We start from the raw sequence: 12,358 nt of genomic DNA, 5'->3' as shown, positions 1-12,358 counted from the left end.
TCGCCATTCCCCCGGCTGTCGCCGCCGTGAGACCCGCTCCGGGCCGCGGCCCTTTGCGCGGTTTGCGCCTGAACAGCCAGTCCCTCCAGCCAGCGCTGGCGCCGATGCCGCGGGCAATAGCGCGGCGCCACCTTGCAACCCCGCCCATCCGGCCTGGCTTCGGCCGGAACCGCCCTATTCAGGGGCTCACGACCCGATAACCGGGCGTTAACGCTACTTTCACTTTTCCAAGCATGGGGTTAGGATCGGGTTAAGCCTTGCCGCATTTGGCGTCTTTCTTGACTCCGCCGGCCTGGCCCACCCATTGGGAAGTACCGACCCTGCTTTGGAGAGAGAGATGACCCTGAAGACCACCCAGCTCCGCGACGCGATTACCTTCGCGCTCGCAGTGGGCACCACTGCTGTCGCCGGTACCGGCGTAGCGAACGCCCAGGAAGGCGAGAAACAGCAAGCCACCACCCTTGATCGCATCGAGGTGACTGGTTCGCGCATCAAGCGCGCCGATATCGAGACCTCGCAGCCGATCTTCTCGCTGAGCCGCGACGACATCACCGCGCAGGGCCTGACCTCCGTCGGCGACGTGATCCAGAACATCACCGCCAACGGTTCCACGCTCAACAGCACCTTCAACAACGGCGGCAACGGCGAAACCCGCGTCAACCTGCGCAACCTCGGTTCGGACCGCACCCTGGTGCTGGTCAACGGCCGTCGTTGGGTTGGCGGCACCGGCCTCGGCGGCTCGGTCGACCTCAACACCATCCCGACCGCAGCAGTCGAGCGCATCGAAGTCCTGAAGGACGGCGCCTCGACCATCTACGGTTCGGACGCAATCGCCGGCGTTGTCAACGTCATCCTGCGTCAGAACTTCGAGGGCGCTGAAGCCAACGCCTACCTCGGCCAGTTCGACAAGGGCGACGGTTCGCGTCAGGCCTACGACTTCATCATCGGCACCTCCGGCGATCGCTTCTCCGCGATGCTCGGCTACGGTTACGTGAAGGAAGAGCCGGTCATGGCCGGCGACCGCTACATCTCGAAGGAGCCGACCTACACCACCGGCAACTTCTTCGGTAGCGGCACCAGCCCGAACGGTCGCTTCGCGCTGTGCCCGGGTGGTTACAACCCGGCCACGCACGTGTGCACCGGCGGTCAGACCAACTTCGGCGGCGTCGGCACTGCCGGCACCTGGACCTACGACGGCGCTGGCACCCCGGCCCGTCCGTACGTTCCGGGCGTGGATGCTTACAACTTCGCTCCGGAAAACTACCTGCTGACCCCGCAGGAGCGTCGCTCGGTCTTCGGTAACGCCTCGGTCGACATCACCGACGACGTCCGCTTCAAGACCACGATGACCTACAACGAGCGCGTCTCCGAGCAGCTGCTCGCGGCGATGCCGGTCGTCCTGGGCCTGGCCCCGGGCGCTACCCCGCTCGCGCAGAACGTCTTCATCAGCCGTAACAGCATCTACAACCCGTACGGCGCTGACGTCACCCGCATCAACCGTCGCATCACCGAGACCGGTGGTCGTTCGTTCAACCAGGACGTCCGCACGTTCGCGATGAGCGCCGGCCTGGAAGGCACGCTGAACTTCGGTGAGAAGTACTTCGACTGGGAAGGCGGTTACTTCCGCGGCGAGAACAAGGCCAACAACACCACCCAGGGCCTGTTCAACCTGATCGCCCTGGGCCAGGCCCTCGGCCCGTCGTTCCGTGATGCAACGGGCGCCGCCCGCTGCGGCACGGCTGCCCTGCCGATCGCCGGTTGCGTTCCGCTCAACGTCCTCGGCGGCGTCGGCGGCATCACCCGCGACATGCTGGACTTCGTCAGCTTCACCGCGCACGACGAGTACAGCTACACCCAGCAGACGTACTACGCCAACATCTCCGGCGAAGTGTTCGACATGCCGGCCGGCCCGCTGGGCTTCTCGTTCGGCCTTGAACACCGCGACGAAGACGGCTACGACTCGCCGGACGCGCTGATCAACTCGGGCAACACCACGGGCAACGCCCGTACCGCCACTGCCGGTGGTTACGGCCTGGACGAGGCTTACCTCGAACTGGCCGTGCCGGTGCTGTCGGACGTGCCGTTCGCCAAGCTGCTCGACTTCTCGATCGCCACGCGCTACTCGGACTACAGCAACTTCGGTGACACGCTCAACAGCAAGTTCGGTTTCCGCTGGAAGCCGATCGAAGACCTGCTGGTCCGCGGCAACTGGTCGGAAGGCTTCCGCGCTCCGTCGATTGCCGAGCTGTTCGCTGGTCAGGCTGACTCGTTCCCGAGCCTGGCTGACCCCTGCAACACGGCCAACTACGGCACCCAGACCACCATCGCCCAGGCCCAGTGCCGTGCCGAGGGTGTTGCGGCTGGTGGTTACCGTCAGGACAGCGCGCAGATCCGCATCACCGTCGGCGGCAACCCGAACCTGGCGCCTGAGAAGTCCGAGTCGTACACCTTCGGCTTCGTCTACAGCCCCAGCTACGCTGAAGGCCTCGACGTCTCGCTGGACTGGTGGAAGATCAAGCTGACCGACGCGATCACCACGATCGGCGGCGCGAACATCATCCAGCAGTGCCTTGACTCCGGCGGCACCGGTCCGACCTGCTCGCTGTACGACCGTAACGCAGCTGGCGACATCAACACGCTGCTCAACACCACCACCAACATCGGTGGCACCAAGGTCGAAGGTTACGACCTGACCGTCGGCTACCGCCTGCCGGAAACCGCGTGGGGCAACTTCAGCTTCACCTGGGACACCACCTACCTGGCTGACCAGGAAGATGATCTCGACGGCGACGGCAAGTTCGGTGAGGACATCCAGCAGGCACCGGCCATTGGCCAGCCGCTGAACGCCGACGAGAGCGGCAACCAGGTCGGCGAGTACTTCCAGAACGACAACAGGTGGCGCATCCGCTCCAACCTGACCGCTCGTTGGGACAAGGCCGACTGGGGTGCGACCTGGAACGTGCGCTTCTACTCGGCTCAGGATGAACCCTGCGATCCGGGCTTCGAAGAGTACGGCTTCGGTTACCTGTGCACCGACGCCGACCGCTTCGTTGGTATCCCGAGCGACACCAACAGCAACGGCGTGTGGGACGGTACGGCTGGCGGCGACACGATCCAGTCGCGCAAGGCTTCGCAGCACCACATCGGCGCCACCACGTACCACGATGCCAGCGTCTACTGGAATGCACCGTGGAACGCGAAGGTCACGTTGGGTATCAACAACATCTTCGACAAGAACCCGCCGATCGTGCTGAACGCGTTTGCCAACACGTTCGATCCGCAGTACGAGGTCCCGGGCCAGTTCTTCTACATGCGCTACTCGCAGAAGTTCTGATCGACCTGTTGTCCTGATGTACCTCTACGGCCCCGAAAGGGGCCGTAGTTTTTTGTGATGAACGAAGCGCCGACCACGCGAATTCTTAACGCGTCACATCCCTGAATGCTGCGTAGAGCGGATCGCCGTTGTGCCAAAAACAGCACAATTCGCATTCAGAATAATGAAGATTAACAACACTTTAAGTATTGGCGAGACGGGCATACCATCGGCCCCGACCTTGCCGGACTTGGCGTTGGTTTGTACTCCACCCGGTAGGTTCCCCACCTGAGACCGACTTTGGAGAGAGCGATGATCTTGCACACAACAAAGCTCCGGGATGCCATTAGTGTTTCCCTCGCCTTGGGCACCACCGCACTTGCCGGCACTGGCGCAGCGCAGGCGCAGGAGACTCCTCCCGCCCAGCCAGCAGAAGCCACCACCCTCGACCGCATCGAAGTCACTGGTTCGCGCATCAAGCGCGCCGACATCGAAACTTCGCAGCCGATCTTCTCGCTCAGTCGCGATGACATCACCGCGCAGGGCCTGACCTCCGTGGGCGACGTGATCCAGAACATCACGGCCAACGGTTCCACGCTCAACTCGACCTTCAACAACGGCGGCAACGGCGATACCGGCGTCAGCCTGCGCAACCTCGGCGCCAATCGCACGCTCGTGCTGGTCAACGGTCGCCGCTGGGTCGGCGGCGCCAGCGGCACCGGCCTGGGCGGCCAGGTCGACCTCAACTCCATCCCGACCGCGGCGGTGGAGCGCATCGAAGTCCTCAAGGACGGCGCCTCCACGATCTACGGTTCCGACGCGATCGCCGGCGTGGTCAACGTGATCCTGCGCCAGAACTTCGAAGGCGCCGAAGCCAACGCCTACCTTGGCATGTTCGACAAGGGCGACGGCATGCGCCAGTCGTACGACTTCACCATCGGCACCACATCCGACCGCTTCGCGGTGATGCTGGGCTTTGGTTACGTCAAGGAAGATCCGGTCATGGCCGGTGACCGCTACATTTCCAAGGAGCCGATCTACACCACTGGCGCCGCGCTCGGCGGCAGCTCCACCACGCCTGACGGCAACTTCAGCGTCCGCTTCGGCGAATGCTTCACCGCCAGTGGCGCGCCGTCGCGTTGCCGCCCCGATGGCAGCACCGGCAGCTTCACCTACAACCGCGGCGCAGGCGACCCGAATGCCTGGCGTCCGTTCACCGGCGACGACATCTACAACTTCGCGCCCGACAACTACCTGATCACGCCACAGGAGCGTCGCTCGGTCTTCGGCAATGCCTCGATCGACATCACCGACGACATCCGCTTCAAGACCACGCTGACCTACAACGAGCGCCAGTCCGAGCAGTTGCTCGCCTCGATGCCGGTCACGCTGGGCGTACCGGTCGAAGGCACCAACGCCGGCAACGTCGTCATCAGCGCCGACAGCCTCTACAACCCGTTCGGCACCGACATCGACTGGGTGCAGCGGCGCATGGTCGAGACCGGAGGCCGTTCGTTCAACCAGGACGTTCGCACGTTCGCGATGAACGCCGGCCTGGAAGGAACGCTGACCTTCGGCGACAAGTACTACGACTGGGAAGCGGGCTATTTCTACGGCCGCAACAAGGCCAACAACACCACGCGCGGCCTGTTCAACGTGATCTCGCTCGACGCGGCACTGGGCCCGTCGATGCTCGATGCCACGGGCAATCCGGTCTGCGTGGGCACGGCAGGTGACCTAAGCACCGTCGTCGCAGGATGCGTACCGCTGAACCTGCTCGGTGGCGCCGGCTCGGCCACCCAGGCCATGCTCGACTACAGCACGTTCACCGCGCACGACGAGTACAGCTACACGCAGAAGACCTACTACGCCAACATCGGCGGCGACCTGTTCGACCTGCCCGGCGGCCCGCTGGGCTTCTCGATCGGCCTGGAACACCGCACCGAGGAAGGGTATGACTCCCCCGATGCGCTGATCAATTCGGGCAACACCACCGGCAACGCGCGCACCGCCACCAACGGCGGCTATGACGTCGACGAAGCGTATCTCGAGCTGGCGATTCCGGTGCTGGCGGACGTGCCCGGCGCCAAGCTGCTCGATTTCAGCCTTGCCACGCGCTACTCCGACTACAGCAACTTCGGCGACACGCTCAACAGCAAGTTTGGTTTCCGCTGGAAGCCGTTCGAGGACCTGCTGGTGCGCGGCAACTGGTCGGAGGGCTTCCGCGCTCCGTCCATCGCCGAACTGTTCGCCGGCCAGGCCGACTCGTTCCCGCAGTTGAGCGATCCCTGCAACCAGGCCAACTTCGGCAACCAGACCGCGCCGGCACAGGCACGCTGCGTCGCCGAGGGCGTGGCGCCGGGCGGATATGCACAGAGCAATACGCAGATCCGCATCACCGTGGGCGGCAATCCGAACCTGCAGCCCGAGAAGGCCGAGTCGACCACGTTCGGCGTGGTCTACAGCCCCAGCTTCGTCGAGGGCCTGGATATCTCGCTGGACTGGTGGAAGATCAAGATCGAGGATGCGATCACCACCATCGGTGGCGCGCAGATCATCCAGCAATGCATCGATTCGGGCGGCACCAGCGCAACGTGCAGCCTCTACAGCCGACGCTCCGACGGTGAAATCCTCACGCTGCTCAACACCACCACGAACATTGGTGGCACCAAGGTCGAAGGCTACGACATGACCGTCAGCTATCGCCTGCCGGAGTATTCCTGGGGCAAGGTCAGCTTCACCTGGGACACGACCTATCTGTCGGAATTCCTCAATGACTCCAACGGTGACGGTCGCTTCGGTGAGGACATCCTGCGCACGCCGGCTATCGGCGCGCCAATGGAGTTCAACGAAGGCGGCAACCTGGTCGGCGAGTACGACGGCCCGAACCTGCTCAACTACTGGCGCATCCGCAGCAACCTGGCTACGCGCTGGGAGCATGGCGACTGGGGCGCGACCTGGAACGTCCGCTACTTCTCCGACCAGACCGAGCCCTGCCAGACCTTCGAGGACTACGGCTATGGCTGGCTGTGCACGACGACCGATCGCTTCGTCGGCGTGCCCACCGACACCAACGGAAATGGCGTCTGGGACGGCGAGGCCGGTGGCGATTCGGTGACCCAGGTGGCTGCCAATGAGCACCACATCGGCGCCACGACCTACCACGACGTGAGCGTTTACTGGAACGCGCCGTGGAATGCCAAGGTCACCCTCGGCATCAACAACATCTTCGACAAGAACCCGCCGATCGCCTTCACCGCGTTCGCCAATTCGTTCGATCCGCAGTACGAGATCCCGGGCCAGTTCTTCTACATGCGCTACTCGCAGAAGTTCTGACGGTCCGGTTGCAGCCGACCACCGCTACGGCCCCGCGAGGGGCCGTAGTGCTATCCGCGGGAGGCGTTTGCAGGGCCGCCGCCGGTCCGGGCCGGCGCGCTACACTTGCCCCCATCCATCCCGCAGCGATCAGGAAGCGATGCCCTACCAGCTCAATCCGCTCTTCGCGGTGCCCTTCGCCCAGGACACGCTGCCCGATGCCGAGGCCATCAATGCCCAGCTCAAGACGCTGCTGCTGGAGCGCGAGGGCGAAGGTGCGCGATACGCCAACCCGAACCCGTCCCTGAAGCAGCAGACCGGGGTGTTCGAGAGCAATTTCAACCTGTTTGCGTGGCCGGAGGCCTGTGTCCAGCAACTGCGCCAGTTCTGCTGGAGCACGCTGGGGCGCACGATCGCCGAGCTCAATGGCTACAGCCCGCAGGAAATGCAGCGCCTGCAGATCTTCTCGCACACCTGGTTCCATGTGACCCGCAATGGCGGCTTCACGATCCTGCACACGCATCCGATGGCGTCGTGGTCGGGCGTGTACTGCGTCGACCCGGGCCAGACGCCCGACGACCGCCCGGAATCGGGCGTCCTGCGTTTCCACAATCCGCACCACTACAGCAATCTGTTCCTGGATCCGGGCAACGCGCACCTGCGCGAGCCGTACCACCATGGCACCTGGAACGTGCGCTTCCAGCCGGGCCAGCTGGTGCTGTTCCCGTCCTGGCTGCAGCACGAAGTGATGCCTTTCTTCGGCAACGACGAGCGCATCACGGTTGCGTTCAATTGCTGGTTCGGGATGAAGGACGCGTAGTTCATTTCGCCAGCGCGGTTGCCGGGCACCGGCAGCGCCATAACGAAAAAAGCCCGGAAAACCCGGGCTTTTTTTGCTATCTGTGCTGGTCGCTCAATCGAGCTGCAGCGTTGCATCGCCGGAGAAAGTGTCGATGCTGATGTCGCCGTCGCCGCTGCCATAGCGGTGCTCGAAGGAAGATCCCGGACCGTGCTTGGGACGGATCACCTGCGCGCCCGGCGCGGTCAGGTCACCGCTGAAGCTCTCGCCGCGGACGTTGGCCGACAGGTCGCCCGGCATCACCAGGACGAGGTCGCCGCTGACGGTTTCCAGCGTGATGCGGCCGTTCCTGGCAAGACCTGTGGCGACGCGGATGTCGCCCGACACCGACGAGCCCGACAGCCGCTGCAGGCGGTTCTGCAGCACCGAGACATCGACCCGGCCGGACACCGTTTCGACATCCACTTCGCCGCTCATGCGGCCGCGCAGGGTGAGATCGCCGCTGACCGATTCGGCACGCACGCGGTTGCTGTTGAGGGTCAGCATCAGGTCGCCGCTGACGCTGTCGACACTGGCTTCGTTTGGTGCGCCGGCGACGGTGACGTCGCCGCTGACGCTGTCGATCGAGAGCTGGCTCGACGCGATGCCTTCGACCGAAACGTCGGCCGAGACCACATCGACATCGAGGTCGGCGCGGACCGGCACGGTCAGGCGCAGGTCGGTCGGTTCGCTCTTGTCGTTGCTGCCGAACAGGCCGCCGCCGCCGCGATTGGGGTATTTCACCCGCACCGTCAGGTGGCCGCTGTCGCCCTCGATCTCGAGCTTCTCGACGCCCTGGCCGAGGCTGCCCTCGATCTTGACCTCGGGCCGGTCCCAGGTGCGCACGTCGACGCGACCTTTGACGTTCTCGACCTCGACCGTTCCTCGCGGATCCAGCGGCCGGGTCTCATTGATCGGCGTGGCCGCCATGGCGGAGTTCGCCACCAGCACAGCCAGGCCGAGTGCGAGACGTTGGAAATTGGCGCGGGTCATGGAGTTTCTCCGGAAAGCGGGCGTGGTTCGCGGTTCAAGACGGGAAATCGAGGTGGTGAGGTACGGATCACGCATAGACAAGGCGCTGTGCCAGGGCCAGGCGGCGTGCATAGGTGCGGCGCAGTTGCTCCAGCAGCAGGCGCGAATCAGGATCGCGCGTGAGTGCCTGCAGGATCAGCCCGGCGCTGCGGTCGAGATCATCGAAGACCGGCTGCAGCTCCATCGGCGGCTGGCCGACATCGACCTCGCGCAAGGCGGCCTGGTATTGCAGGGTCATGCCCTCGGCTTCGCGCTGGACGAGCGTGGCCCTGGGCGGAGCGCCGACCGGCGCGTCGCCGACGTCGCCGCCGCGCCACACACCGACCATGCCCACCGCCAGCACCAGCGTCGCCGCCATCGCCACCGGCGCCAGCCAGCGTGGACGCGTTGCCGCTTTCGGTCGCTGCGCCTGCAGGCGTCCGGCGATGCCGGGCCACAGGTCGCTGCCGGGCTCGACGTCGCGGCGCATCGCCCGCAACTGCCAGCGCAGTGCGTCGGGCAGCTCGTCTTCGGGGGTATGGATATTCTTGTCGTTGCTGTTCATGCCTGTCCTCCCAGCCGCTCGCGCAGCAAGCCACGCGCGCGGTGCAATTGCGCTTTCGAACTGCCGACCGCCATGCCCAGTTCGGCGGCGATCTCTTCGTGCTTCCAACCTTCCACGTCGTACAGGACGAGGACGGCGCGGGCGCGGGGCGGCAATGTCGCCACCGCGCGTTCCAGGTCCATGGTCAGCGCGGTCGTGTGACCGGCCGAGTCGGTGCTGCCGAGCAGGTCGAAGACCTCCTCGTCGGAATCGCCGTCGTCCTGCGGGCGGCTGCGGCGGCTGCGCAGTTCCATCAGGGCGGTGTTGACCGCCAGCCGGTGCAGCCAGGTCGAGAACGCCGATTCGAATCGGAACGCCGGCAGAGCCTGCCACGCCCGCACGAACGCTTCCTGCGTCAGGTCCTCGGCCCGCGCCCCCTGGTTGCCGACCAGGCGGGCGATGACGCCATGAACGCGACCGGCATGTCGCCGATACAGGGACTCGAAGGCCCGCACTTCGCCGCGCGCGGCCGCGGCCACCAGGCCACGTTCGTCGGCGCCGTCATCGCTGGCGGCAGGGGCATCGGTCAGAAATTCGGTCACGACGGTCAGCATGGTCCTTGTGATGCGCCGAACGAGCCGCCGGTTTAAGTACCCGACCCGGCCCCAGGCGCGCCGACTGCGGGAGGTCAGCCGGAGGCGGCGTCCGGGCCGGCATGGCCCGGCGTGACGTTGCGGTACGGCGCCAGGCCCTCGATCAGGGTCGCCAGCTTGTCCTCGTAGGGAGCCCAGGCGGCGCTGCGGTTCTTGATGATGCCGCCCCGCATCTGCGGGCTGCTGGCCGTGGCCACGGCCCCGCCCTGCTCACGGTCCAGGCGGGTTGCGGCCGCGTCCCAGGGCAGGCCGCAGAAGTCGAGCACGCCGCGCATCACGCCCTCGGGGTCGGCGACCAGTTTGTCGTAATGGACGTCGAGCACCCTGCCCGGCATGACCTGATGCCAGTGCGCCATCAGGCGGTGGTACTGGCCGTACCACTGCGCCAGCTCGCGCTGGTCGTAGGAGAACGTGTTGACGTCGGAGAACATCGTGCGCAGGTTGGAGAAGCACGTGTCGAGCGGATCGCGGACCATGTGCAGGATGCGCGCGTGCGGCAGCGCCCGGGCGATGAAACCCAGGTTGAGGAAATTCGACGGCAGCTTTTCCGTCAGCACCGGCTTGCCCTGCGCGCGCCAGGCGGTGTGCTCGTAGAAGCGCTGGCCGACCTGCTCGTAGTCGATGGCGGCGGCACGGCGCACCAGTTCGGCGTCGGCGACGCCCTTGTTGCGGTGGTCGCCGAAGTAGCGCATCTGCGAGGTGAACGAATAGGTCTCGCCGCCGTCGGCTACATCCGGGTGTCCGGCCAGCAGCTGCTCGAGCAGTGTGCTGCCGGAGCGGTGCATGCCGACGATGAACACCGGCACGTACGGCGGCTGCGTCGCCGCGGACTGCGCCGAGGGCGTGACGAAGCCCGCATCGCACAGCTTCATCAGCCCTTCGTACATGCGGCGGGCGTCGTCGCGATCGTGCGGGGACAGCTGCCGCTTCACCTTGCAGGCGTGGTCGAGCGCCTGCCAGGAATCTTCATGGCGGCCCAGATCGTGCAGCTCGTTGTGCACCGCATAGGCCAGGTAGACGCGGCTCTCGGTGCCGGGAGCGACGCGCGAGATCAGCGCCTGCATGCGTTCGACGTGGTTCTTGTCGGGCGTCTGTTTGCGCAGGCGCGACAGGACCCAGTGCGCCTGGGCGTAGGTCGGCAGCTGGGCGATGCAAAGCTCCAGCTCCTGCTCGGCGGCGTCCATCTCGCCAAAGAACATCCGCACCACGCCACGGAAATAGCGCGTCGGCGGGTTCCTTGGATCGCGCTGCACGGCCAGGTCGAGCAGCTCCATCGCCAGCTTGTTCTCGCCGATGGTGCTGACCAGCATCGCGATCTCGGTCAGCCACTGCGCCGACTTGCGCTCGCGCCAGCGCGAATTCTCGACACACTCCAGCAGCGCCAGCGGTTCATTGAACATTCGCAGCGCGCGCGCCAGCGTCAGCACCGGCTCGTCGCCGCTTGGGCGCGCTGCCAGCGCGCGCATCGCGTAGTCGCGCGAGTCGCGGTAGCGGCCCAGCGACAGCGCCATGCGCGAGGCGCGCAACATCGCCATGACGTGGCCCGGATCGTGGCCGAGCACGCCATCGTAGGCCTTGAGCGCAGCGGCCCACTGCCCCTGCCGGGCGTAGGTTTCGCCTTGCTGCCACAGCGAAGCCAGGGTCGCGCTCATGTCCAGTGTTCCACTGCGGTCATCGGCAAACGGGTTTCCAGTGCAGGCTGCAGGTAACGATTGGCCCAGTCGCGGGCGCGGGATATCGCATCAGCGTAACGGTCGAGCACCAGTTGCGCTTCCTGTGCACGCTGGCCGGCGCCGTAGGACACCGACACCGCCTTGGCGTTGCGGCTTGATACCTCGCTGGCGCGTGCGGTGATGTCGGCTTCCGACGCCGGCAGCTGCAACCAGCGCGAACATGCGACCGCCACTTCCACCGGCGACGCAAGCAATGCGTCGAAATCGACCACGCGCACCCGCGCCTCGCCGAAGCGGGTGGCCAGCGCCATGACGAGATCGCGCTGGCCTGCCCATTGCAGCGCCGCGGCGCACAGCAGGTCGGGCGGTTGCATCGCTTGCGACGGCAAGCGCAGGTGCAGCGTCCCGGCTTGCAGCGCGCGTTCGGCCAGGGCGGGAATCTTGGCCTGGGTCTCGGCGCTCTTCTTGAGGTTGGAGACGAGGAAGTCATCCAGCGACGAGGTCAGCACCACCGCGCGACTGGCCGGTATCGCCGCCAGCAGGTCGGGGGCGACGTTGAGCGCCGCATGCGTGGCCTTGACCAGGACACCGCCACCGGGGGACCACGGTCGCGACAGCAGCCGCGCCGACAATTCGCAAAGGTCTCCCAGCGAGCGGCCCGCATGACGCGCATCACCGAGGCGGCGCAATACGAGCGGCTCCTTCAGCGCGACCTGGTGCGGCGGTACGTGCAGCGCGCGTGCCAGCAGGGTCGAGCCGCAGAACGAGGTGTGCAACAGCCAGGCCGGTGGCGCCGCCGGCGCCGGCATCGCCGCGAGCGCGTCAGCCTGCACGGCTTCGACCTGCGCGATTGCCGCATCCAGGCGCGTGTCCATGAACGTGGAACGCTCGAGCGCTTCGACATCGAGCCGGGCAAAGCTGAAGCTGCGTGCCGGTACGTCGAGGTCGAGCGGAAACCAGCTGGCATCCGCCGCGCGCTGCAGCGCCGTAGCTGCGGAGTCGATCATCGAC

Annotated in this window: 8 protein-coding genes; 3 read left to right on the top strand and 5 right to left on the bottom strand. The window is 65.8% G+C overall.

Annotated features, from left to right (window positions below; all coding sequences use genetic code 11):
* Positions 1-337: 337 nt before the first annotated feature.
* The 3 genes from AC1DER_RS12860 to AC1DER_RS12850 all read left to right on the top strand — a co-directional run bounded on the left by AC1DER_RS12860 (position 338) and on the right by AC1DER_RS12850 (position 7,448).
* Entirely contained in the window at positions 338-3,334 is a 2,997-nt protein-coding gene (locus AC1DER_RS12860; protein ID WP_477358027.1) for a TonB-dependent receptor domain-containing protein, read from the top strand.
* A gap of 291 nt (positions 3,335-3,625) precedes the next feature.
* Complete coding sequence (locus AC1DER_RS12855; protein ID WP_477243489.1) at positions 3,626-6,649, top strand: TonB-dependent receptor domain-containing protein; 3,024 nt, start codon at positions 3,626-3,628, stop codon at positions 6,647-6,649.
* Between the two features lie 139 nt (positions 6,650-6,788).
* Positions 6,789-7,448 carry a TIGR02466 family protein gene (locus tag AC1DER_RS12850; protein ID WP_477243491.1) on the top strand — a complete coding sequence of 220 codons (660 nt, stop codon included), beginning with the start codon at positions 6,789-6,791 and terminating at the stop codon, positions 7,446-7,448.
* A 93-nt stretch (positions 7,449-7,541) separates the two neighbouring features.
* Here the strand turns inward: AC1DER_RS12850 and AC1DER_RS12845 are convergent, their stop codons facing one another.
* The 5 genes from AC1DER_RS12845 to AC1DER_RS12825 form a co-directional block, all read right to left on the bottom strand.
* A complete protein-coding gene (locus tag AC1DER_RS12845; RefSeq protein WP_477243493.1) occupies positions 7,542-8,459 on the bottom strand; it encodes a DUF4097 family beta strand repeat-containing protein in 918 nt (305 codons plus the stop codon).
* Between the two features lie 67 nt (positions 8,460-8,526).
* A complete protein-coding gene (locus tag AC1DER_RS12840; protein WP_441817176.1) occupies positions 8,527-9,042 on the bottom strand; it encodes a hypothetical protein in 516 nt (171 codons plus the stop codon).
* Entirely contained in the window at positions 9,039-9,635 is a 597-nt protein-coding gene (locus tag AC1DER_RS12835) for an RNA polymerase sigma factor (RefSeq protein ID WP_441817175.1), read from the bottom strand. The genes AC1DER_RS12840 and AC1DER_RS12835 overlap by 4 nt, the downstream gene beginning before the upstream one ends.
* A gap of 74 nt (positions 9,636-9,709) precedes the next feature.
* The gene (locus AC1DER_RS12830; RefSeq protein WP_477358024.1) at positions 9,710-11,326 is read right to left on the bottom strand and encodes a tetratricopeptide repeat-containing sulfotransferase family protein; all 1,617 of its coding nucleotides are present in this window, start codon (positions 11,324-11,326) and stop codon (positions 9,710-9,712) included.
* A complete protein-coding gene (locus AC1DER_RS12825) occupies positions 11,323-12,354 on the bottom strand; it encodes a hypothetical protein (protein ID WP_441817173.1) in 1,032 nt (343 codons plus the stop codon). The genes AC1DER_RS12830 and AC1DER_RS12825 overlap by 4 nt, the downstream gene beginning before the upstream one ends.
* Positions 12,355-12,358: the final 4 nt, after the last annotated feature.

This window comes from Lysobacter sp. 05T417 (assembly GCF_056396405.1).
Note: the sequence above shows the minus strand (reverse complement) of the source record. Positions and strands in the feature narration are given on the sequence as shown.